The sequence below is a fragment of the uncultured Stenotrophomonas sp. genome (assembly GCF_963519125.1).
Taxonomy (GTDB): domain Bacteria; phylum Pseudomonadota; class Gammaproteobacteria; order Xanthomonadales; family Xanthomonadaceae; genus Stenotrophomonas.
In genome coordinates, this window is the sequence record NZ_CAUQLJ010000006.1 from 90,980 (window position 1) to 114,145 (window position 23,166).

Here is a 23,166-nt window from a genome sequence, read left to right on the forward strand (position 1 = left end):
GCCACGCAGGGCGTGGCACTACCGGGAAAGCGCTGCCGCCAGTTCGATGGACGGCAGCAGGCCGAAGGTGCGGTGGTACATGCCGGCGAAACGGCCCTGGTCCCAGACACCGAACCGGGTGCAGATGCTGGTGACCGTGTCACCGGGACTGGCCTCGCGCAGCGCCTTGCGGATCACGTGCAGGCGTTCGAGCATGTAGTACTGCTGCGGGCCCATGCCAAAGGCTTCGTCGAAGGCGCGGTTCAGCGAACGCTGCGAGGTGCCTGCGCTGAGCACCAGATCGCCGATCACCGCCTCGCCACGGATCGCCTTGTGGATATGGTCCAGGCTGCGGCGGATGATTTCATTGCGCGGGACCGGCGGTCGCCCGCGCGAGCGCTGCACCGCGTCAGGGTTGTCCAGCACCATGCAGCGCAGCAGCGCGTGGATGATCTGGCCGCTGAAGGCCTTGCGCACACTGGGTGCTTCGAACAGGGAGGGGGCATCGCGGTCGATCTTCAGTGCGCGCGTGACCAGGGTGATGATCTGGGTAACTTCCACGCGCCCGATGTTCACCGGCGTGATGCACGCCACATGGTCATCGAACAGCCCGGCGACTGCGCGCGCACGCTGCACTACCGCTGCCACCTCCATGCTCAGGGCGATGAAGCGCGATGACCTGCGCGAGTACCCGTGCACTTCGGCGCCAGGCGGGTACCAGATGAACTGCTCGTCGGAGGTATCCAGGCCCTGCATGGCGGCATCGCTGCCCGACAGCGAGATATAGACGAGGTAACGGTCCTGCTGGTTCAGGCCGTTGTACAACACCGGCGCTCCGTCGCTGCCCAGCATCGCAACAACTTCACCGGCGTCAAGCAGCTCGAGCGTCCACTCGGCCCGTCCGGGGCCCACCACACGCATGACCCCATCCACGCCGGCGAGCGCGTCCGTGTAGGCTTCGAAATCGGTGAATCTCAGCAGCGGCATGGGCGTCGCCGTGATCGGAGGGGAGGTCCTGCACGTGCTTGTTGCCAGGCTGCGGCGATCCCCCCCGTGAAGGACGCTGCCCGACGTCTACGTTCCGCTAGTTGAAGATTTCCCGGATCGAGGAAACCCTGCCTTCGCGGAAGGTGATCTGGACGGTCTTGCGCGGCTGGTAGTACTCCCAGCGCTCGCCGATGTTGCCGCCCTCGTTGCTTTCCAGCTGCACCACCCGGTCCGGCTGTCCCGCTACCTGGCTGACCTTGCCGGCGTCGTCGCCGGAATTCACCAGGCCACGGTCGAAGCGTACGTTGTCGGCCAGTGCCGGGGCGGCCAGCAGGCACAGCGCCAGCAGCCATGCGTTGCGGTTGATCATCCTGATACTCCTTGTGCCGGGGCAGGCACGCCCCGGGGCCGACTGTGCCACAACCAGCCCCCCGGGGGTATCGTGCGTGGCTCAAGCATCAACGCAGCGGATCGGCAGGAACGCCCTCATGGCTGATCCTCACCGGGAGGACATGTCCCTGCGCGTCGAAAGACATGCGCTCGATGGCGGTGACCCGATGGTCACGCGCTTTGTCCCCCAACGGACGGCGGTGATAGACGATGTACCAGTTGTCGCTGCCCGGGGCATGGATCACCGAATGATGACCCGCGCTGGTAGCGATGGCCGGGTCCTGCTGCAGGATGCGACCAATGCGTTTGAACGGGCCGGTAGGCGCATCGGCGATGGCGTAGGCCACCGAATAGTCCGGCCCACCCCAACCGCCTTCGGACCACATGAAGTAATAGCGGCCGTCGCGCTTGAACATCAGCGAGCCTTCCACGTACTCGGGCGCGGGGGTGATTTCCTTGAACACGGTGCCGTCGGCGAAGGGCAGCACGCCGGTGAAATCATCCTTCAGCCGCACGATGTTGGCGTGCTTCCAGCCGCCATAGAGCATGTACCAGCTGCCGTCGTCGTCCTTGAACACGAACTGGTCGATCGGCTGCGCCCCGTTGTGGAACGCGCCGACCAGCGGCTTGCCGAGCAGGTCGCGGTACGGGCCTTCCGGCTTGTCGGCCACGGCAACGCCGATGCCGCCGAGCTCCTGGTCGTTCTTGATGTCGTTGGCGGAGAAGAAGAAGTAGTACTTGCCGCCCTTCTCGACCACCGAAGGCGCCCACATCGCCTCACGCGCCCAAGACACCGCTTCGATCTTCAGCACGTCGGGGTGCTTTTTCCAGGTCACCAGGTCCGACGAGGAGAACGCGTCGAACGAGGTCTGGTCGGCGTACTCGCGCGAACTGGTGGGGAATATCCAGTACTGGTTGTTGAACACGGCCGCTTCCGGGTCCGCGTACCAGCCCGGCAGGATCGGATTGCCCGACATGGCCGGCGCGGCGGCCGGTGCTGCAGGGGCCGCTGCGGCCCCGAATGAAACGGCTGCCACCACTGCTGCGGCGATCATCGTGCTACGAAACGTCATGCCCTGCCCTCCCGAACTGGTCGATGAGGGTTGAGTTTAGATCGATTTAATCGCCGGCGGGGTGACCCGGTGATCAAAAGCGATACACGAAGCCCAGCCGCAGCCCGGCGTCGGTGAAGTCAACGTTGCCGGTGAAACTTTCCTTTTCCGCGTTCGCTTCGATGCGGGTGTAGGTGTAGTCCAGGCTGAAGCCGGCGCGTTCCCACGGAAACCACTCGACACCCGCTCGACCGAAGTAGATGTCGCCGTCGATGTCGTCGACGCTGATGGTGAAGTAGCCCACGTCGGCGGACAGGCGCCAGTCGTCCGCCGGGGTCCAGCGCCAGCCGCCGCCGATCATCGGCGCGGGCACATCGGCTGACACTTTGCTTTTCGCGGACGCCCCGCCCTGGTTGCCGCCCGCGTCCACGTCGAGGTCGATGCCCAGTTCCATGCGGTACCAGATCAGGCCGACGCGCGGGCCCAGCGCCCATTGGTCTTCGTTGGCCGCCCACCAGGTATACGAGGCTTCGTAGGCGTCGATGTCCACGTCGGTACGGATCCGGCTGGACGCTTCGTACAGGGTGCCGTCGAACTCGATGTCGCGCTCGATCGTGCGCGTGGCATCGGCGCTCTGGGTGTACCAGGACACCGCAAACTCGTGGTTCTCCCACGGGCGCCAGGTGAACCCTACGTTGGCGACAAGGTTGTCGTCACCCAGGCCCAGGTCGCGATGCAGGTCGATCTCGGTGCCGCGCTTGCCTTCGCCGTCGGCGCGGATCTCGGTATCGAACGAAGTGATGTAACCGCTGATGTGCGCGCTGAAGGTGTCCAGCGGTTCTACCGCATGGGCATGCGATGCGAACGCGAGCAGGCCGGTGACGGAGGCGCAGAAGGCGATGGCGGTTCTGCGGAGCGGCAGGGAGAGCAACATGGTGGATCTCCGGGTAGGCCGGTCTCGGACCGCATACTCGGCGTCCGCCCGGTAACGCCATGGTTGCTCCGTTGCCGTGGATTTGAAAGATGAATTCGTGCAGTAGGCGGCAGTAAATCTACGTAGCCCCAAGGGGTGGGGTATGGTGAGGGCATGGACTTCCTGGTCAACATCGATGTCGACGATCTCGATGCCGCGCTGTCGTTCTACACGCGCGCCTTCGACCTGCATCCGGGCAGGCGCTTCGGGAACGACGGGGTGGAACTGCTGGGCGGGCCGGCGCCGATCTACCTGCTGGTGAAGGCTGCGGGCAGCGCCGCCACGCCGCAGGTGCGCGACCGCCGCGATTACCGCCGGCACTGGACGCCCGTACACCTGGACTGGGTCGTGGATGACCTGGATGCCACGCTGGCGCGTGCGGTTGCGGTCGGCGCACGGGTCGAGAAGGCGCCGGCAACGCATGCCTGGGGCCGCATCGCCCTGCTGGCCGATCCGTTCGGCCACGGCTTCTGCCTGCTGCAGTTCCTGGGTCGCGGCTACGACGAGATCTGCGAGGCGTAGGCGTCGCGCAGCATGTCCACGAACGCACGCAATGCCGAGGACATCTGCCGCTGGCGCGGGTAGTACAGCACCCACCCGGCGAACGGTTCGCTCCAGTCCTGCAGCACCGCCACCAGGCGGCCATCGTCCAGGTAGGGCCGCGCCGCGTCTTCCAGCACGTACGCCAGCCCCAGCCCATCCAGAACGGCCTGCAGGACGGTGTGCTGGTCGCCGAGCGTCAGTCGCCCCGGCACATCGATGTCGAGCGCCTGGCCGTCGCGCTCGAACTGCCACTTGTACAGATGCCCGCCGGCGAAGCGGAAGCGCACGCATTCGTGGTCGACCAGGTCTCGTGGATGTTGCGGCACCGCGCGATCGCGCAGGTACGCCGGCGAGGCGACGATCAGGCCGCGCAGCGGCGGGCCCAACGGCACCGCAACCATGTCTTCAGGCACGAACTCGTGCAGGCGCACGCCAGCGTCGTAGCCTTCGGCGACGATATCCACCAGCCCGTCGTCCTGCGCCACTTCCAGCCGCACGTCCGGGTGTGCGCGCAGGAAGCTGGCCAGGCGCGGACCCAGCTGCGTGTGCACGGCGGCACGGGTCGCATTGATGCGCAGCAGGCCGGCCGGCGCAGCGCGGAAGTGGTTCATTTCCTCCAGCGCGTCGTGCACCTGGCCCAGCGCCGGCTGCAGCCGGTCGAGCAGGCGCTGGCCGGCCTCGGTCAGGGCCACGCTGCGGGTGGTGCGATGGAACAGCCCTACCCCGAGGCGTTCTTCCAGCGCGCGGATCGCATAGCTCACCGCCGAGGTTGAAAGCGCCAGCTCGGCTCCGGCGCGGCGGAAGCTGCGGTGTCGCGCCACCGCAGCGAAGGCGGCCAGATGCGTGAGATTGTCAGTGGCCACGATTGTGCAGTCTGCCTTGATGAATCATGCCGATATCCGGACTGTATACCTATCGGATTGGGGCGTATTGTAAAGCGCCTTTCCATAAATCCCAGGATCCCCCATGTCCCTCGCCCACGGCTATGCCGTACACGACCAGACCGCGCCGCTGGTGCCGTTCTCCTTCGAGCGCCGCCCGGTCGGTGCCGGCGACGTCCGCATCCAGATCCTCTACAGCGGCATCTGCCATTCCGACCTGCACCAGGCCCGCGACGATTGGGGCGGCTCGAAGTTCCCGATGGTGCCGGGCCATGAAATCATCGGCCGCGTGACCGAGGTCGGTACCGGCGTGACCGGTCTGAAGGTCGGCGACTTCGCCGGCGTCGGCTGCATGGTCGACTCCTGCCGCCACTGCGAAGCCTGCGACCAGGACCTGGAGCAGTACTGCCACAACGGCGCCACCTTCACCTACAACAGCACCGAGCGCGAAAGCGGCCAGCCGACCTTTGGCGGCTACTCGGACCACATCGTGGTCGAGCAGCGCTTCGTGGTGAAGGTCTCTGAGAAGCTGGACCTGAAGGCGGCCGCCCCGCTGCTGTGTGCCGGCATCACCACCTATTCGCCGCTGCGCCACTGGAAGGTCGGCCCCGGCCAGAAGGTCGGCGTGATCGGCCTGGGCGGCCTGGGCCACATGGGCGTGAAGTTCGCCAAGGCGATGGGCGCCACCGTGGTGATGATCACCACCACGCCGGAAAAGGGTGCCGACGCCAAGCGCCTGGGCGCCGACGAAGTGCTGGTGTCGCGCGACCCGGCGCAGATGAAGGCCCACGCCGGCAGCTTCGACTTCCTGCTCAACACCATTCCGGTCAGCCATGACACCAACCCGTACATGTCGCTGCTCAAGCGCGACGCGACCATGTGCCTGGTGGGCGTGTTGACCGAACTGGACCCGCCGCTGATGGGCGCCAGCGTGATGTTCGGTCGCAAGCACATCACCGGCTCGGCGATCGGCGGCATGGCCGAGACCCAGGAAATGATGGACTTCTGTGCCGAGCACAACATCGTCAGCGACGTCGAAGTGATCGACATCAAGACCGTCAACGAAGCGTGGGAGCGCATGGCGAAGAACGACGTGCGCTATCGCTTCGTCATCGACATGGCGACGCTGGCGGCCTGATTCCGGCGGCGTGACCCATCAAGAAAAAACCCCGGCATTGCCGGGGTTTTTTTCAATACGCGAACTGTTTGAACACCGGGTCCACGTCCTGGCCCCACTCCCCGCGGTACAGCGCCAGCTTGCGCTCGGCCGGGGTCAGGCCCGAGTCCACGATTTCCTGCAGCACGTCCAGGAAATGACTTTCATCCTGGCCATCGGCATTGCGCGCCGCACGGCGCTGCAGGCCCGCCACCGCAATCTTCAGCGCTTCACGCGCCAGGTCGCGCACGGTGCCGTTGCGGAACGGCAGGTTCAATGCCTGCTTCGGCACGCCGTCACGCAGCGCGTGGCGCTCGACCAGGCTGAAATCGCGCACCAGGTCCCAGGCCGCATCCAGCGCCGCGTCGTCGTACAGCAGGCCGACCCAGAACGCCGGCAGCGCGCACAGGCGGCTCCACGGGCCGGCATCGGCGCCGCGCATTTCCAGGTACTTCTTCAGGCGCACTTCCGGGAACGCGGTGGTCATGTGGTCCGACCAGTCGCGCAGGGTCGGCAGCTGGCCCGGCAGCACCGGCATTTTTCCTTCCATGAAAGCGCGGAAGCTCTGCCCGCTGGCGTCGTGGTACACGCCGTCGCGGTACGAGAAGTACATCGGCACGTCGAGCAGGTAATCCACGTAACGCTCATACCCGAAGCCGTCTTCGAACACGAAGTCGAGCATGCCGGTGCGGTCGGCGTCCGTGTCGGTCCAGATGTGCGAGCGGTAGCTCAGGTAGCCGTTCGGCTTGCCTTCGGTGAAGGGCGAATCGGCGAACAGTGCGGTGGCGATCGGCTGCAGCGCAAGCGAGACACGGAACTTCTTCACCATGTCCGCTTCGGTCGCGTAATCCAGGTTGACCTGCACCGTGCAGGTGCGGGTCATCATGTCCAGACCCAGCGAACCGACCTTGGGCATGTACTCGCGCATGATCCGGTAGCGGCCCTTGGGCATCCACGGCATGTCCGCGCGCGTCCACTTCGGCTGGAAGCCCATGCCGAGGAAACCCAGCTGCAGCTCCGACGCCACCTGCGCCACTTCATTGAGATGGGTGCCGGTTTCCACGCAGGTCTGGTGGATGGTCTCGAGCGCCGCGCCAGACAGCTCCAGTTGGCCGGCCGGTTCCAGCGTGACCGAGGCGTTGTCGCGCAGCAGTGCGATGGTGCGGCCGTTTTCCTGCACAGGCGCCCAGCCGAAGCGGGTCAGCCCGGTCAGCAGCGCTTCGATGCCGCGCTCGCCGTCGAAGGTGGGCGGGCGCAGGTCGTCCAGGCGGAAACCGAACTTCTCGTGCTCGGTGCCGATGCGCCACTGCGCCTTGGGCTTTTCACCGGAGGCCAATGTGGCGACCAGTTCGTTGCGGTCGGTGATCGGCGTCTCGGCGACGTGGCTGGGGCTCGACAAGGGGGGGCTCGCAGGGATTCTGGTCTGGACGGGGATGTGGGGCTCGGCACCCCGCATCGCAAGGGCGCACTATATCGTGGCGGTTCCGCCCGTCGTGTCACCGTGACGGTTTTCTGCATCCTATTGGCTGGGACTTGACCACCCGTGGGGAGCGGATGCCCGATACTGCACGGTAATGGACATGCCCCTGCATCAAGACCCGCTCCTGGCCGAAATGGCCAGCCTGGCCGACTGCCAGCGTGCAGACGGTTACGCCTGCATCACCGCGCGCCGCGAGCATGGTGCGCAGTCGGTGGAGATCCCGCAACCGCAGTTCGCGATCATCCTGCAGGGACGCAAGCAGGTCTCCACCGCGCACCAGACCCTGCAGCTGGCACCGGGCGACCTGTTCCTGATCACCCGGCGCTGCCGGATCGACGTGGTCAACACGCCCGACCCGCATACCGGGCTGTACCTGAGCGCGATCGTGCCGTTGTGCAACGAAGCCCTGGCGGCAGCGCGGGTACTCTGGAACGAGCCGCTGCCGGACGCAGGCGATCCACTCGCACAGCTGCCGCTGGCCGAGCATGCCGACACCCTGCGCCAGTGGCGCGCCGCGCTGGAGCATGCGCAGTACAGCGAAGCGCGGCTGGCGCTGGCCTCGCTGGTGCTGGCGCTGTGCCGGCGTGGCCACGGCAGCCTGCTGCTGCCGCCCGAACCCAGCCTGGGCGAGCGCATCCGCGACCTGATCGCCGCACAGCCCGAGCGCGACTGGCAGTCCCGCGATTTCGAAGCCGAGCTCGGCCTGAGCGGGGCGACCCTGCGCCGCCGCCTGGCGCACGAGCAGGCCAGCGTGCGCGAGCTGATCGTCGACGCGCGGCTGGCCCATGCAATGAACCTGCTGTACACCACCCGGCTGCCCCTGAAGACCGTCGCGGCGCGTGTGGGCTACCGCTCGCTCGGCAGTTTCAGCAAGCGCTTCGCCGCGCGTTACGGGCTGGAACCGACGGCGATCGGCAACAGCTGAGCGTGGCGCGAGCGGATCGCGCGGCATTCTGAGCGGATCGCAGCGGCCGCCGCGCGCACCATGAGCGCACCGCGGCACTGCCGCTTTGTATGGAAACTGCCATGTCCTTCCCCCGCGTGCGCCCGTTGCTCGCTGCCCTGTTGCTGGCTGCTGCCGCTCCCGCCTTCGCGACCACCGCGCACCATCCCGAGGCGCAGGTCCCGGGCGTCTACCACCAGCAGATCGGCGAGCTGGAGGTGACCGCGCTGTTCGACGGCACCGTGGCGCTGGGTCGCGGCGAACTGGTCGGCATCGCGCCCGGCGCGGTCACCCGCCTGCTCGACCATCGCTATGTGCCCGAAGACGGCAAAGGCTTGCAGACGGCGGTCAATGCCTACCTGATCCAGCGCGGCAACCACCTGACCCTGGTCGACACCGGCACCGCCGGGTGTTTCGGTCCGGGCCTGGGCCAGGTGCTGGGCAACCTGCGCAAGGCCGGCTACGACCCGGGCGAGGTGGACGACGTGCTGCTCACCCATGCCCACCCTGACCATCTGTGCGGACTGCTCGACGCACAGGACCAGGTGGCCTACCCCAATGCCACGGTGTGGCTGTCCGACGCCGACGCTGCGTACTGGCTGGCCCCTGCCAGCGAAGCCAAGGCACCACAGGGCGTGCGCTTTGCCTTCGCGCTGGCGCGCAAGGCGGTGGCGCCGTATGCCGCAGCAGGCCGGTTGCGTCGCTTCGGCGAAGGCCAGGCGCTGCCCGACGGGGTCAGTGCACTCGACAGCCACGGCCACACCCCGGGCCACGTGTCCTGGAAACTGGACGGTGGCCAAGGGCAGTCGCTGCTGGTGTGGGGCGACATCGTGCACTTCCACGCCGTGCAGTTCGCGCAGCCACAGGCGGCCTATGAGGCCGATAGCGACAGAGATGCGGCGATTGCCAGCCGCCGCGCGATGATGGCGCAGGCGGCCGACGGCGGCTGGTGGGTGGCGGGTGCCCACCTGCCCTTCCCGGGCCTGGGCCACGTACGCCGCGAAGGCGAGGCGTTCGCCTGGGTGCCGGGCGAGTTCGCGCCGTTGCCGGCGCGATGATCAGGCGGCGGCGGGCGCGTCCGGCGCGGGCGGGTTCAGCCCCAGCCAGCCGCCGATGATGGCGCGCGCTTCGTCCACGCCCTGGCGGGCCGGGCCGGAGAAGGTCTGCACGCTGACCGTGTCGCCGAAGGCGGACTGCAGTTCCTTGCGCACTTTCTGCAGGGCGATGCCCTGCTGGCCACGGCCGAGCTTGTCGGCCTTGGTCAGCAGCGCGTGCGCCGGCAGCCCGCGCCGGACCGCATAGGCCAGCATCTGGCGGTCGTAGTCCTTGAGCGGGTGGCGGATGTCCATCACCACCACCAGGCCGCGCAGCGCTTCGCGGGTGCGGAAGTACTGGTCGATGAAAGCCTGCCAGTGCGCCTGCAGGTCCAGCGGCACCTTGGCGTAGCCGTACCCGGGCAGGTCGACCAGCTTGGCGTCGGGGGTGACCTCGAAGAACACCAGCTGCTGGGTGCGGCCGGGGGTCTTGGAGACCCGGGCCAGGCTGTTCTGGCGGGTCAGGGCGTTGAGGGCACTGGATTTGCCGGCGTTGGAGCGGCCGGCAAAGGCCACTTCGGCCCCCACGTCGTCCGGAAGTTGCCGGATATTGTGGGCCGAGAGCAGGTAATGGGCGCGTTCGAGGAGCAATGACATGCGCATAGGATCGCACGCCGCCGGTTTTGCCGCACTGCCGCGTTGACCCTGGCGTGAAAGCGCATGGATAATCGGGCGATCCCCGCGTGTGCATCCTGCACATGCCAGGCCGGTCCACACGGAGCTTCCGCATGCGCCATGCTCGCGTTCTTGCCGTTTCCGCTGTTGCTGTATCGCTGTTGGCCGCTGTTGCGGTCGCCCAGACCGCCGTGACCCCGCTGCCGGACAACGCACCGGTGCGCACGGCGTCGCTTGAAGTCGATTTCAGCAAGACCACCTGGGGCGACCCCAAGGCGGGCCAGGCCAAGGCCGCCGCCTGTGCGGCCTGCCACTCGGCCGACGGCAACGCCACGGTGGAGATGTACCCGAGCATCGCCGGGCAGAGCGAACGCTACGTGGCCCAGCAGATCGCGCTGATCGCCAACGGGCAGCGCACCTCCGGCGCTTCGGCCGCGATGGTGCCGTTCGTGCAGGACCTCACCCCGCAGGACATGCGCGACATCGGTGCGTATTTCGCAACGCAGAAGGCCAGTGCCGGGCTTGCCGATGACAGCGCGGTCGGCGAAGGTCCGTACAAGGGAATGAAGTTCTTCGAGATCGGCCAGCAGCTCTATCGCGGCGGCGATGCCCAGCGCGGCATTCCGGCGTGCATGGCCTGCCATGGGCCCACCGGCGCAGGCAACCCGGGCCCGGCCTACCCGCACATCGGCGGCCAGCATGCGTCGTACGTGGCGCGGCGGCTGCAGGAGTACCAGGCCGGGGTGACCCAGGAAACCGACAAGGCGCACTTCCAGATCATGGCCAGCATCGCCAAGTCGCTGACCGAGCAGGAGATCCAGGCATTGGGCAGCTATCTGCAGGGTCTGCACAACCGTGCGGACGACGTCGCCGCGGCGACCCCGCGGACCGGCGCGCGGCAGTAACCCTGGACCGTTGCCGGGACCGATGACAGATGCACCCCGCCCCGGTGGCGGGTTATGTTCACCTCCACGCCGGCACTGGGCCGGCGTTGTTTTTTCCGATGAAGAGGGATGTAGATGTCGCTGATGCCCCGTTTGATGCTGTTGCTGCTCGCCCTGAGCCCCCTGTCGGCCCTGGCCGCGCCCGCCCCCGCCGCGCTGGTGGAAGGCGAAGACTACGAGGTCATCGAGCAGCCCGGTCCGTTCGCACCGCTGGCCGGCAAGATCGAGGTGGTGGAGATGTTCGGCTACACCTGCCCGCACTGCGCGCACTTCGAGCCGACCCTGGAAGCCTGGACGAAGAAACTGCCCAAGGACGTGCGCTTCACCCCGGTGCCGGCCGCTTTCGGCGGCGTCTGGGACTCGTTCGCCCGCGCCTACTACGCCGCCGACCAGCTGGGCGTGGCCAAGCGCAGCCATGCAGCCATGTTCAAGGCCCTGCATGAACAGAGCTCGCTGCCGATGCAGAACGTGTCCCCGGACGAGTTGGCGGGCTTCTACGCCACCTACGGCGTCAAGGCCGATGCCTACACTGCCGCGCTGAAGAGCGACGCGGTGGAGCAGAAGATCAAGTACGCCCGCGCCTTCGCCCAGCGCACCAAGGTGCCGGGAACCCCCGCGCTGCTGGTCAACGGCAAGTACCTGGTCAAGGGCACCTCGTTCGACGACATGCTGCGCAACGCCGACGCGCTGATCGCCCGCGAGCGCGCCGCGAAGGCTCGCTGAACCGTCACACCCCCTGCACGCGGCGCCCCGGCGACCGCGTGTCATCATTCCCCCCTGGCTGGCGCCCGATGCGCCGGCCCCACCATGCACCTGCTGGAGACGCTTCGATGAAGACCCGTTTCGCCCTCATGCTGATGGCCCTGCTGCCCATCCTTGCCGCCTGCAAGGCCCAGGACGGCAGCGCCAATACCGCCGCCCCGACCGAACCGGCAACCCCGGCCACCGCTCCGGCCGCCGAAACCGCACCGGGCCAGACCGAAGCGACCCCGACCGACACCGCCCCGGCCGCCAGTGGCGAGACCGCCGCCGCCGAAACCGCTGCCGCCGAAGCCACCACCCCGGCCCCGGCGCCCGCCTCTTCGCAGCCCGTCGGCCCGGCCCCGGTCGAAGGCACCGACTACGTGGTGATCGCCAACGGCAAGCCGTTCGAGCCGGCCACCGGCAAGATCGAAGTGGCCGAAGTGTTCGGCTTCGTCTGCCCGGCCTGCGCCGCGTTCCAGCCGCTGATCGGGCCGTGGAAGGCCGGCCTGCCGAGCGATGTGAACTTCGTCTATGTGCCGGCCATGTTCGGCGGTACCTGGGACAACTACGCCAAGGCGTTCTACGCCGCCCAGGCGCTGGGCCTGGAAGACAAGACCCATGAAGCGCTGTACAAGGCGATCCACGTGGACCAGAGCCTGAAGGGCGAACGCGGCCGCGATACCCCGGAAGAGATCGCCGCCTTCTACGCCAAGCACGGCGCTGACCAGAAGCAGTTCCTGGCCGAAATGTCCGGCTTCAACGTGACCAACAAGACCAACAAGGCCAAGAAGTTCGCCCAGGACAGCCAGATCTCCGGCACGCCGTCGGTGATCGTCAACGGCAAGTACCTGGTCAAGGGCAAGAGCTTCCCCGACATGCTGCGCATCGCCGATCACCTGATCGCCCGCGAACGCGCCGCCAAGGGCAACTGAGTTTCCAGGAACCTGCAACCGTCGTGACTTCCCCCAACACGCGGACCCTGCGCCTGCTCACGGCCAACATCCAGGCCGGCTCGAGCACCCGCCGCTACAGCGACTATGTGACCCGCAGCTGGTCGCATGCGCTGCCGGCGGGGCGCAAGCGGACCAGCCTGGACGCCATCGCCCAGCTGGCCCGCGGCCATGACATCGTCGGCCTGCAGGAGGCCGACCCCGGCAGCCTGCGCTCGGGCTTCACCAACCAGACCCACTACCTGGCCGAGCGCGCTGGCTTCAATTACTGGAGCCATCAGCCCAACCGCCGGATGGGCGGGGTGGCCTCCAGCGCCAACGGCCTGCTGAGCCGGCTGGAACCGGTGGAAGTACAGGACCACGCCCTGCCCGGCCGCATCGGCGGGCGCGGCGTGCTGCTGGCCAAGTTCGGCGAAGGCGCCGAGGGGCTGGCGGTGGCCGTGGCGCACCTGTCGCTGGGGACCAACTCGCGCATGTCGCAATTGGCCTTCATCGCCGACCTGCTGTCCGACCACCCCAACGCGGTGCTGATGGGCGACTTCAACTGCCTGGCCGAGCGTCCGGAAATGCAGGTGCTGTACAAGAAGACTACCCTGCAGCCACCGGGTTGCGCGGTGCCGACCTTCCCCAGCTGGCGCCCCGACCGGGCCATCGACCACATCCTGCTCAGCAACGGCCTGCAGCAGCGCAGCGCCGAAGCGGTGCCGGCGGCGTTCTCCGACCACCTGGCCCTGGCCATGGCGATCGACGTGCCGGGCAGCGCGCTGCGCTGAGCGCCTGGACGATCGCAGGCCTTGCGTGCAGCCGGGCAGAGCCCGGCGCTAAGCGGGAGCGCCTGGAACGGGCGCGGGCGATCTTTTCGCGGTGACCGTGCTGCCGATGGAAGCCACCACCGTGCACCCGATTGCTGCCCATTGCAGCGGGGTCAGGTGCTCGGCCAGCAGCCCCATCGCCAGCAACGCAGCCACCGCCGGCTCCATGCTGATCAGAATGCCGAAGGTCTCCTTGGGCAGCCGCTTCAATGCGGCCATTTCCAGCCACATCGGAATGGAGCTGGACACGATCGCCACGCCCAGCCCGAACAGCAGGATCTTCGGGTCCAGCAGCGCCATGCCCGCATGCGCCACGCCCACCGGCACTACTACCAGCGCGGCGGCGCACAGTCCCAGCGAAACGGTGTGCCCGGCCGGCAGGTGGCCGGCGCGCTTGCCGAAGATGATGTACAGCGCCCAGCACACCGCCGCGCCCAGCGCGTACAGCACGCCGACCAGGTCCAATGGCTCGCCGTGGCCCAGCGGCAACAGCAGCAACAAGCCAGCCGCGGCGCATCCGACCCAGACGAAGTCGATGGGTCGGCGTGAGGACCACATCGCCACCGCCAGCGGGCCGCAGAATTCGATGGCTACGGCAATGCCGAATGGAATGGTCCGCAGCGCCATGTAGAACAGCAGGTTCATCACCCCCAGGGTGATGCCGTAGCGCAGGATCGCGCCGGCATCCGCACGCGAGGTGGCCCGGCGCCACGGCCGGAACACCGCCAGCAGCACCAGCGCGGAGAACCCTACGCGCAACGCGCTGGTGCCCTGCGCGCCGATCAGCGGGAACAGCTGCTTGGCAAACGAGGTCCCCACGGCGAGGGATGTGACCGAGCCGAGCACGGCCAGGACGGGAAGCAGGGTGGAGAAGCGCGAGATGGACATCGCGCGAGCATACGCGCGTCGTCAGCCTTTTACCGCCGCCTCGATCGTTGCCACATCGATCTTCTTCATCGTCATCATCGCTTCGAAGGCACGCTTGGCCACCGCCGGGTCGCTGCTGTTGAACGCTTCAGTCAGCACGCGCGGGGTGATCTGCCAGGACAGCCCCCACTTGTCCTTGCACCAGCCGCAGTCGCTCTCCTGCCCGCCGTTGCCGACGATGGCGTTCCACAGACGGTCGGTCTCGGCCTGGTCGTCGGTGGCGATCTGGAACGAGAACGCTTCGCTGTGCTTGAACGCAGGACCGCCGTTCAAGCCGATGCAGGGAATGCCGACCACGGTGAACTCCACGGTCAGCACGTCGCCCTTCTTCCCCGAGGGGAAATCCGACGGCGCACGGTGCACGGCGGTGACCGCGCTGTCGGGGAAGGTAGCAGCGTAGAAGGCGGCCGCTTCCTCGGCGGTGCCGTCATACCAGAGGCACAGGGTGTTCTTGGCGATCATCGGGGCATTCCTGGAATCGGGCCGAACCCGGGTGCCGCCAAGGTAGGACGCACCGTGTTAACCCCCGGTAGGCCAGCCTCTACGCCCGGTAGACATTGCGGATGGGACTGATTCGCATTACCATTACTGAATGCCGTTTGCGCCAGGGAGGCGCCTCGGCAATCAGTTGCCACCGCCCGTGCCGTTGCATCGCACCCGCCAGACGCTGACTGCCCCCACTTTTCGCAGCGCCCGGCATCCGAGGATCGCCGCCTGGTGCGCGCCGTTGCCTCAGGAACCGCTGATGACCCGTACTTCCGCTGTGCTGTCCCGCACCTTGCCGCAAGGCCGCCTGCCGCAGGCGCTGCTGATCGCGCTGGCCACCCTGGCCGCCGCCCCCGCCTTCGCCCAGGACGCCACTGCCGACGCCACCACGCTGGACAAGATCGTGGTCAAGGGCGAGCGCGCTGAAGGCTATTCGGTGCGCCGCACCTCGGCCGGTACCCGCTTCGACCTGGCCCCGCGCGAGATCCCGCAGTCGATCAGCATCATCAGCCACCAGCGCATCGAGGACCAGAACCTCGACGACATCATCGACGTGCTGGCCAACACCACCGGCGTGAGCAGCACCCAGTCCGACACCGAGCGTACCGAGTTCTACTCGCGCGGTTTCTATATCGACAGCTACCAGTACGACAACCTGCCCACCCAGATGGTGCAGAACTGGAGCTACGGCGATTCCGGCCTGGACCTGGCCCTGTATGACCGCGTGGAAGTAGTGCGTGGCGCCACCGGCCTGCTCACCGGCGCGGGCAACCCGTCGGCCTCGGTCAACCTGATCCGCAAGCATGCCGACAGTGCCGAGCTCACCGGCAGCGTCTCGGTCAACGTGGGCAGCTGGGGCCGCACCCGCAGCACCGTGGACGTGACCACCCCGCTCAACGCCAGCGGATCGGTGCGCGCACGCGTGATCGGCAGTTACCTGGACACCGAATCGCAGATGGACCGGTACGACCAGCACAAGACGCTGGGCTATGCGGTGATCGACGCCGACCTGACCCCGGACACCCAGCTCAGCGTGGGCTACGACTACCAGCAGAAGCGTGCCAACGGCGCCACCTGGGGCGGCTTCCCGATGTTCTTCTCGGACGGGACGCGCACCCCGTTCGACGAATCGTTCGCCGCCAATCCCGGCTGGACCTATTGGGACACCACCAGCAAGCGCCTGTTTGCCACGCTGGAGCACGGTTTCGCCAATGACTGGAAAGTGCGTCTTGGCGCGACGCACGACAAAACCAATGCAGATGACAAGCTGTTCTACCCGTTCTACGCGGCGTTCGACAAAAACGACGGCTCCGGCATCACGCCCATGGCCGGGCTGTACGAGACCCAGCGCGAGGTCAACGCTTTGGACGGCTACGTGGAAGGTCCATTCCAGCTGTTCGGTCGCCAGCATGAAGTCATGGCCGGCGTGAGCTACAACAAGCGCGAGTACGCCAACTACGGTGATTTCCAAAGTGGTTGGGCACCCTTGGATAACTATCTCGCCTGGACCGGGGATTTTCCGGAACCCAACTGGAACGCACTGACGCTTGCCAGCGAAGGCACCATCACGCAGAAGGCAGGCTATGCAGCCACCCGCCTGTCGTTGGCTGACCCGCTGAAGCTGATCCTGGGTGCACGCTACAGTGACTGGGAGCTCGACGGGACCGAAGGCACTGTCGTCAGCAGGTTTGGCCACAAGGTCACCACCCCGTATGCAGGCCTGGTGTTCGACATCAATGACACGTGGTCGACCTATGCCGCCTATACCGAGATCTTCCAGCCGCAGACGCTCAAGCAGCGAGATGGAAGCTACCTGGATCCGGTGGACGGCAAGAGCTACGAAGTCGGCGTGAAGGCCGCTTGGTTCGACAACCGCTTGAATGCATCGGCGGCCGTGTTCCGAATTGAACAGGACAACGTTGGCCAAGCCACCACCGAGCTTGTGGAAGGCAGTGAGAACGAGTTCGCCTATATCGCCGCACGGGGCACGGTCAGCCGGGGTTTCGAGCTTGAAGTCAACGGTGAGCTGACCCAGGGCTGGAATGCTACTTTCGGTGCATCGCGCTACGTGGCGAAGGATATCGACGGTGCGGACATCAATACCAACCTGCCGCAGACGTCGATCAAGCTGTTCACCAGCTACACGCCGCAAACGCTGCAGGAGCTCACCGTGGGCGGCGGCGTCAACTGGCAGAACCGCATCTATTATCCGATCCCGGGGCTCGGCCGTTTCGAGCAGGAGGGCTACGCCCTGGTGAGCGCATTCGTGCGCTACCGCCTGGCCCCGCAGTTCAGCGTGCAGGCCAACCTCAACAACCTGCTGGACAAGAAGTACCTGTCGCAGATCAACGGCTACGGTGCGTTCGGCGACGGTCGCAACGGATCGATCAGCTTCACCTGGTCGTTCTGAAGCGTGAGCCGGGCAGAGCCCGGCTCTACGTCAGGCGTAAGCCAACGGTAGTGCCGGGCCCTGCCCGGCAAAACAGGGGCGCCATCGGCGCCCCTGTGCTTTTCAGCCTTAGAACCGCAGATCCGCGCGCACGTACCAGTAACGGCCCCGCGGGATGTCATACGTCGACGCGTCATACCCGTTCAACGAGCACGACAGGCAGATCGGCGGATCCTTGTCGAACGCGTTGTTCAAGCCGGCGCTGAGCTGCAGGCCCTTCATCCAGTCGAACTTGTAGCCCACCTGGAAATCGTTGTACGTGGTGGCGGCAAGCTCATTGGTACCGGCAGCCTGGTCGCTGCACACCGGGAATGCCGCCGCATCGCCGCACTCTTCGGTGAGCTTGGAAATGTGCCGCACCGTCCACGACGCGTTCCAGTTGCCCAGGGTCCAGCTCAGCGAGGCGTTGCTGGTCCATTCCGGAATGGAGCTGTCGGTGACTTCCACGCCCGGTTCCTGCGGCTGGCGCTGGCCCGCCGCACCCACGGCCTCATAACGGCCGACGAAAGTGTTCTGCCAACCGAGCTTGAACTGGCCGATCTCGCTCTGCGGCAGGGTCCAGAACAGGTCCACGTCCCAGCCGTCGGTCTTGATCGAACCCAGGTTGGTCAGGCGGTTGTTGAAGCCGCTGACCGCACCGGTGGACGCGCGGGTGATGCCGCCGCAGTACAGCGGGTCCAGCGTGTCCACGCACAGGTCGAGCTGGGTCTGCGCGTTGATCGCCTGGATCGCGCCTTCGATGTTGTGGCGGTAGAAGGTCACTTCCACGTCGAAGCGCTCCGACCAGGACGCGTTGTTGCCGAACCACGGGCTCCACACGAAGCCAGCGCTGAAGCTGCGCGAGGTTTCCGGGTCGAGCTGGTCGTTGCCGCCGGTGGTGACCGAGATCTGCGAGTTGGCCTGCTGGAAGCCGACCGGCACGCCCAGCGCCGCGCAGTTGGCCGCACTCCCGCGTGGCGGGGTGCCGCCCAGGCCGACCGAGCACGGGTCGAACAGCTGCAGGTCTGCACGCGCGGCGGACCCGTACAGCTCACCGATGGACGGTGCACGGAAGCCTTCGGCATAGCTCGTACGCAGCACGAAGTCGTTGGTCACCTGCCAGCGCAGGCCGTACTTCGGCGTGAACTCGCCACCAAAGGTGGAATAGTCCGAATAGCGGCCGGCCAGGCTCAGGTCGAGGCGGTCACCCAGCGCACTGTTGGCGAAGATCGGCACCGCCAGTTCCAGGTAGGCTTCGTTGACGTCGTACGACCCGGAAGTGGGCAGCGACGGCACGCCGTTGTAATGCCCGCGCACCGTGATCGGGTCCGGCTGGTATTCGCCTTCGTACTTGCGGTACTCGTAACCCGTGGCGAACGATACCGGGCCGGCCGGCAGGGTGAACAGGTCGCTGCTCAGGTTGGCGGTGAACAGGCTCAGTTCGTTCTGGCTGCGGTCGCGCACCACCGGCTGGATCCAGTCCAGCATCGGGCGGGTGATGGTGCCGGGGCCACCGAAGATGTTCAGCGGCACGCACCCGGGCGTGGCCGCACAGACGGCAGGATCGCCCAGCGCGATGTTCGCGTTGTAGATGTTGTAGCTGCCGAAGTTGGTCTGCTCGGCCTTGTTCTTGCTGTACATGCCGTTGACGTCCCACGACCAGCTGCGGTCGGCCGCCTGGAACAGGCCAGTCAAACCGGTGGCGAAGTACGTGGTGTTCACTTCCTGCTCGAAGATGCGCGGCCCGCCTTCCACCGGGCGGCGCCCGATCATGCTCAGGTTGCTGCCCGAGTCCAGGTCGAAGCCGAACGGGTTGTACGGGTTGAGCGCGGAAATGACGATGTTGTCGGCCAGCGGATTGCCGGTAGCGCCGTCAGGCCCGAAGAACAGCGGTTCCGGACCGGCCTGGTTGGTGGACTCGCGGCGGTTGGCCAGCGCCTTGATGTACCACTGCACGTTGTCGGTGATGTCGAAGCGGAACTGACCGAAGATGCCCTTGCGCTCGGACGGGGTCAGCAGCAGGTTGTACTCGGCGAAGTTGAAGCGGTCCGCCGTGGTGAAACAGTGGTAATCGTCGGTGCGGTCGCAGCCGCCCACGCCGTTGAAGGTCGGATTGGTCGCGCCGTTGTTCGGCGTGATGTTGTAGGCAATGCCGGTGTTCGGGTCGGTGAACATGAAGCGCCCGGTCGGCGTGGCCGAGCTGCCGAACGACAGCCCGGTGCCCGGGATCGGGTAGCGCGACTGTTCGCGGGTGCTGGCCTTGACGTCGTCCTGCTTGGTCCAGCTCGCACCCAGGAACAGGGTGTAACGGTCGCCGCTGGTGCCCCAGGCCAGGTCGACGCCCTTCTGGGTGCCGTCGCCCTTGGTGTACTCACCGTAGTTCAGGGTGACCTGGCCGCCATCGAACTCACGGCGGGTGATGATGTTGACCACGCCGGCGATGGCATCCGAGCCGTACAGCGAGGACGCGCCGTCTTCGAGCACTTCGATGCGCTCGACGATCGCCAGCGGAATGGTGTTGAGGTCGGTGGCCGCGCCCACGCCGGAGGCGGAGGATTCGTTGACCCAGCGGATGCCGTCGACCAGCACCAGTACGCGCTTGGCGCCGAGGTGACGCAGGTCGACCTGGGCCGAACCGGCGCCGACGCCACTGCCGTCAGGCGGGAAGCCGAAGTTGCCGGACGAATTGAACTTGGCGTTGAGCGCCGAACCGGAGCCGGTGAGCTGCTGCAGGACTTCGCCGATGGAGTTCAGACCGGTGCGTTCGATCTCGCTGCGGGTCAGGGTCTGGATCGGCACCTGGCCTTCGACCTCGGCGCGCTTGATGCGGGTACCGGTGACTTCCACCCGGTCCAGGTCGGTGGTGGTGCGGGGAGCATCCTGCGCGGTGGCAAGGGTGGGGACGGACAGCAGGCACAGCGCTACGGCAGCCGCCAATGGGCGGTAATGCAAGGTGTTCATTCGCTCTCTCTCCAAAGGAATGGCTAGCTGGGACCGCCCCGCCTCCCCCTTGAAGCGCGGCAGCGTCTCCTTTGTAAACATTCTGTAAAGGTGAAGGTGTGATGAAATCTTCACTTTCAAACAAATGTTTGGAAGGCGTCTGTAGAGCCACGCCCTGCGTGGCTGGGCGGTTCAACCTCTTCGTTTGGTATCGCAGCCACGCAGGGCGTGGCTCTACCGGGCCGGGATGACACCGGCCCGGATGGGTGTCTTATGGCCGCACGAACGCGATCTTTTCCATGTGCGCGTTGTTGGCGGCTGCCAGCACCTTCGCCATCACGTCGTATTCGGCGTTCGGGTCGGTGGCGATGCGCAGCTCCGGCAGGTTACCGGTGTTGGCCTGGGCGGCGTCCTGCATGCGCTGCTGCAGGGAGGACACCGCGACCACCTGGCCGTTCCAGCTGACTTGGTTGCTGGCGTCCACGCGCAGTTCGATCGGCGGTGGCGGCGCGGTCGGCGGCGCGATCGTGGTCGGTTGAGGGAGGTTGACCGGAATGGGCATCGAGACCATCGGGGCGGTCACGATGAATATGATCAACAACACCAGCATTACGTCGACGAGCGGGGTGACGTTGATTTCGGCCAAGGGGCCGGATTTGCCTGCTGCGGTGAAGGCCATGCTGTGCTCCTTGTCGGTGACAATGCGTGGGCCGGCCAACGGCCGGCGCTACCGGGCTGTTGCGACTCCGACAGGACGCCGGTTGGTTGCACCCATTCAGGCGGGTGATCGGTGTCGTTCATCTTTGAGTGGGCTTGCCCTCACCGACGTTCACTGGCGCCCGCTATCCTTTCGGCATGAACCGATTCCCCCTGCATATCGTCAGCTCAGCCACTCTGCTCGCCTGTCTCGGGCTGAGCGCCGTTGCCGGTGCCCAGAACCTGGACGCGCAGCGCGCGCAGATGAAGACGGCCATCGACAACGCCGAGCGCGGCCAGTTCGATCCGGCCCAGGCCGCCGCGCTGGTCAAGCACCCGCTGTACCCGTGGCTGGAGTACGCCAACCTGCGCCGCAACATCGACACGGTGACCACCGCGCAGGCGCAGGACTTCCTGAAGCGCTACAACGGCCAGGCCGTGGCCAGCAGTTTCCGCAGTGTGTGGCTGCCAGCCGTGGCCCGCCGCGAGGACTGGCCGACCCTGCTCGCCAACTGGGCGCCGACCGACAACGTCGGCCTGCGCTGCGCGCAGCTCAACGCGCGCCAGGCCACCGGCAAGGCCGATGCGCAGTGGGTCAGCGACGCCCAGGCCATCTGGCGCAGCACCGGCAAGTCGCTGCCCGATGCCTGCGATCCCGTGTTCGCGGTACTGGATGCGAAGGGTGGGCTGAGTGCGGAGCTGCGCTGGGCGCGGATCGATGCGGCCGCCGACGCGCAGCAGCCGGCGGTGATGCGCAGCGCCGCGCGCGGCCTGCCCGCCGCCGACCTGGCCCTGGCCAACACCTATGCCGCGTTCGTGGACACGCCCAACGCCAGCGCGCTGAACTGGCCGCGCAACGAGCGCAGCCGACGCATCGCCACCGACGGCCTGGCCAAGCTGGCCAAGGCTGACCCGGATGCCACCGAGCGGCAGCTGCCACAGTATGCCGATGCCCTGCAGCTCAGCGCCGCCCAGCAGGCCGAGGTGAAGTACCAGATCGCGCTGTGGACGGTGGCCTCGTACGGGCCGGATTCGGCGCGCCGGCTCAACGCGGTTCCCGACTCGGCCTACGACGAGCGCCTGCACGAGTGGCGCGCGCGCGAGGCGATGTCGCGGGGCGACTGGCCGGCCACGCTGGCCGCGATCCGCAAGATGGGCCCGAAGCAGCGCAGCGACTCGCGCTGGCGCTATTTCGAGGCGCGCATGCTGGACAAGACCGGCAAGCGCAACGAGGCATTGCCGCTGTTCCGCGAAGCCGCCCGCTCGGCCACCTTCCACGGCTTCCTGGCCGCCGACCAGCTGGGCCAGAACACGTACACGCTGTGCCCGCTGGAGCCGAACGACAGCGCGCAGGCGCAGCCTGCGGTCGCCCGCGACCCGGCCATCGTGCGCGCGATGGAGCTGTTCAAGATCGAACGTTCCGGCTGGGCGGTGGCCGAGTGGAACGATGCGCTGACCCGCTTCGACACCACCCAGCGCCGCATCGCGGTGGAAGTGGCGCGCGACAACGGCTGGTTCGACCGCGCGGTGTTCTCGCTGGGCAAGACCCCGGAGGAGCAGCGCCTGTACAGCCTGCGCTTCCCGCTGCACCACGACGATGCGATCCGCCGCGAGTCGGCGCGCAACGCGATCGACCCGGCCTGGGTAGCCGCGGAAATCCGCGCCGAAAGCATCTTCAATCCGAAGGCGCGTTCGCCGGCCAATGCGATGGGCCTGATGCAGGTGCTGCCGGCGACCGGGGCCAGCGTCGCCAAGAACATCGGGCTGTCCGGCTACGGCGGCGCCGCCAGCCTGTACGACCCGGACACCAACATCGCGCTGGGCACTGCGTACCTGCGCCAGCTGATGAACAAGTACGAGGGCCTGCCCTACGTCACCATCGCCGCATACAACGCGGGTCCGACCCCGACCGCACGCTGGCAGGCGCAGCGCCCGGGCTTCGACCCGGACATCTGGATCGAGACCATCAGCTACAAGGAAACCCGCGAGTACGTGGCGCGGATCCTGGCTTTCAGCGTGATCTACGACTGGCGCTTGAACGGCGACGCGCTGCCGGTGACCGACCGCATGAACGGGCGGCTGCAGGCCAAGCGCAAAGCCCTCACCTGCCCGGCCGATGCAGACAAAACCGGCGAATGACCGGCGT

21 protein-coding genes are annotated in these 23,166 nt (G+C 66.9%); 10 read left to right on the forward strand and 11 right to left on the reverse strand.

All coding sequences use genetic code 11. The features are described 5' to 3' along the window. Positions 1-18: 18 nt before the first annotated feature. From RYM47_RS06745 to RYM47_RS06760, 4 genes are all read right to left on the reverse strand, one after another. Complete coding sequence (locus RYM47_RS06745) at positions 19-966, reverse strand: helix-turn-helix domain-containing protein (RefSeq protein WP_315386766.1); 948 nt, start codon at positions 964-966, stop codon at positions 19-21. A gap of 97 nt (positions 967-1,063) precedes the next feature. Next, complete coding sequence (locus RYM47_RS06750; protein ID WP_315386767.1) at positions 1,064-1,336, reverse strand: DUF2845 domain-containing protein; 273 nt, start codon at positions 1,334-1,336, stop codon at positions 1,064-1,066. A gap of 88 nt (positions 1,337-1,424) precedes the next feature. Continuing rightward, complete coding sequence (locus tag RYM47_RS06755; RefSeq protein WP_315386768.1) at positions 1,425-2,429, reverse strand: glycoside hydrolase family 43 protein; 1,005 nt, start codon at positions 2,427-2,429, stop codon at positions 1,425-1,427. A 73-nt stretch (positions 2,430-2,502) separates the two neighbouring features. After that, positions 2,503-3,342 carry a hypothetical protein gene (locus RYM47_RS06760; RefSeq protein WP_315386769.1) on the reverse strand — a complete coding sequence of 280 codons (840 nt, stop codon included), beginning with the start codon at positions 3,340-3,342 and terminating at the stop codon, positions 2,503-2,505. Between the two features lie 153 nt (positions 3,343-3,495). On the opposite strand from RYM47_RS06760, the gene RYM47_RS06765 reads away from it, so the two are divergent. Next, a complete protein-coding gene (locus RYM47_RS06765; protein WP_315386770.1) occupies positions 3,496-3,903 on the forward strand; it encodes a VOC family protein in 408 nt (135 codons plus the stop codon). Here RYM47_RS06765 and RYM47_RS06770 read toward each other — a convergent pair. Next, a complete protein-coding gene (locus tag RYM47_RS06770) occupies positions 3,879-4,787 on the reverse strand; it encodes a LysR family transcriptional regulator (RefSeq protein WP_315386771.1) in 909 nt (302 codons plus the stop codon). The two genes, RYM47_RS06765 and RYM47_RS06770, sit on opposite strands and share 25 nt — an antisense overlap. Positions 4,788-4,890: 103 nt before the next feature. Here RYM47_RS06770 and RYM47_RS06775 point away from each other — a divergent pair, with 103 nt between their 5' ends. Continuing rightward, on the forward strand, positions 4,891-5,943 hold the full coding sequence (locus RYM47_RS06775) for an NAD(P)-dependent alcohol dehydrogenase (protein WP_315386772.1): 1,053 nt from the start codon (positions 4,891-4,893) through the stop codon (positions 5,941-5,943). 52 nt (positions 5,944-5,995) lie between these two features. Here RYM47_RS06775 and RYM47_RS06780 read toward each other — a convergent pair whose 3' ends face one another. After that, positions 5,996-7,360, reverse strand: a complete 1,365-nt coding sequence (locus RYM47_RS06780) for a glutamate--cysteine ligase (protein ID WP_315386773.1) — start codon at positions 7,358-7,360, stop codon at positions 5,996-5,998. Positions 7,361-7,541: 181 nt separating this feature from the next. Here RYM47_RS06780 and RYM47_RS06785 point away from each other — a divergent pair, with 181 nt between their 5' ends. Next, positions 7,542-8,366 carry an AraC family transcriptional regulator gene (locus tag RYM47_RS06785; protein WP_315386774.1) on the forward strand — a complete coding sequence of 275 codons (825 nt, stop codon included), beginning with the start codon at positions 7,542-7,544 and terminating at the stop codon, positions 8,364-8,366. Between the two features lie 101 nt (positions 8,367-8,467). Continuing rightward, entirely contained in the window at positions 8,468-9,442 is a 975-nt protein-coding gene (locus RYM47_RS06790) for an MBL fold metallo-hydrolase (RefSeq protein WP_315386775.1), read from the forward strand. Here the strand turns inward: RYM47_RS06790 and yihA are convergent, their stop codons facing one another. Further along, positions 9,443-10,075, reverse strand: a complete 633-nt coding sequence (gene yihA, locus RYM47_RS06795; protein WP_315386776.1) for a ribosome biogenesis GTP-binding protein YihA/YsxC — start codon at positions 10,073-10,075, stop codon at positions 9,443-9,445. Between the two features lie 131 nt (positions 10,076-10,206). On the opposite strand from yihA, the gene RYM47_RS06800 reads away from it, so the two are divergent. The 4 genes from RYM47_RS06800 to RYM47_RS06815 all read left to right on the forward strand — a co-directional run bounded on the left by RYM47_RS06800 (position 10,207) and on the right by RYM47_RS06815 (position 13,504). Further along, on the forward strand, positions 10,207-10,998 hold the full coding sequence (locus RYM47_RS06800; RefSeq protein ID WP_315386777.1) for a c-type cytochrome: 792 nt from the start codon (positions 10,207-10,209) through the stop codon (positions 10,996-10,998). Between the two features lie 114 nt (positions 10,999-11,112). Beyond that, positions 11,113-11,760, forward strand: coding sequence for a thiol:disulfide interchange protein DsbA/DsbL (locus RYM47_RS06805; protein ID WP_315386778.1), 648 nt, complete (start codon positions 11,113-11,115; stop codon positions 11,758-11,760). A gap of 107 nt (positions 11,761-11,867) precedes the next feature. Continuing rightward, positions 11,868-12,713: a thiol:disulfide interchange protein DsbA/DsbL gene (locus tag RYM47_RS06810; protein WP_315386779.1), complete on the forward strand. Its 846-nt coding sequence runs from the start codon at positions 11,868-11,870 to the stop codon at positions 12,711-12,713. A 53-nt stretch (positions 12,714-12,766) separates the two neighbouring features. After that, positions 12,767-13,504, forward strand: coding sequence for an endonuclease/exonuclease/phosphatase family protein (locus RYM47_RS06815; RefSeq protein ID WP_315386878.1), 738 nt, complete (start codon positions 12,767-12,769; stop codon positions 13,502-13,504). Positions 13,505-13,552: 48 nt separating this feature from the next. Here RYM47_RS06815 and RYM47_RS06820 read toward each other — a convergent pair whose 3' ends face one another. Next, on the reverse strand, positions 13,553-14,431 hold the full coding sequence (locus tag RYM47_RS06820; protein ID WP_315386780.1) for an EamA family transporter: 879 nt from the start codon (positions 14,429-14,431) through the stop codon (positions 13,553-13,555). Between the two features lie 21 nt (positions 14,432-14,452). Continuing rightward, positions 14,453-14,932, reverse strand: coding sequence for a VOC family protein (locus RYM47_RS06825; RefSeq protein WP_315386781.1), 480 nt, complete (start codon positions 14,930-14,932; stop codon positions 14,453-14,455). Positions 14,933-15,215: 283 nt separating this feature from the next. Between RYM47_RS06825 and fhuE the strand changes: the two genes are divergently transcribed. Further along, positions 15,216-17,366 carry a ferric-rhodotorulic acid/ferric-coprogen receptor FhuE gene (gene fhuE, locus RYM47_RS06830; protein WP_315386782.1) on the forward strand — a complete coding sequence of 717 codons (2,151 nt, stop codon included), beginning with the start codon at positions 15,216-15,218 and terminating at the stop codon, positions 17,364-17,366. 108 nt (positions 17,367-17,474) lie between these two features. Here fhuE and RYM47_RS06835 read toward each other — a convergent pair whose 3' ends face one another. Further along, a complete protein-coding gene (locus RYM47_RS06835) occupies positions 17,475-20,345 on the reverse strand; it encodes a TonB-dependent receptor (RefSeq protein WP_315386783.1) in 2,871 nt (956 codons plus the stop codon). Between the two features lie 250 nt (positions 20,346-20,595). Next, positions 20,596-21,003 (reverse strand): biopolymer transporter ExbD, encoded by a 408-nt coding sequence (locus RYM47_RS06840; protein WP_315386784.1) that lies wholly within the window; start codon positions 21,001-21,003, stop codon positions 20,596-20,598. Between the two features lie 176 nt (positions 21,004-21,179). Between RYM47_RS06840 and RYM47_RS06845 the strand changes: the two genes are divergently transcribed. Next, complete coding sequence (locus RYM47_RS06845) at positions 21,180-23,159, forward strand: transglycosylase SLT domain-containing protein (RefSeq protein WP_315386785.1); 1,980 nt, start codon at positions 21,180-21,182, stop codon at positions 23,157-23,159. Positions 23,160-23,166 lie beyond the last annotated feature (7 nt).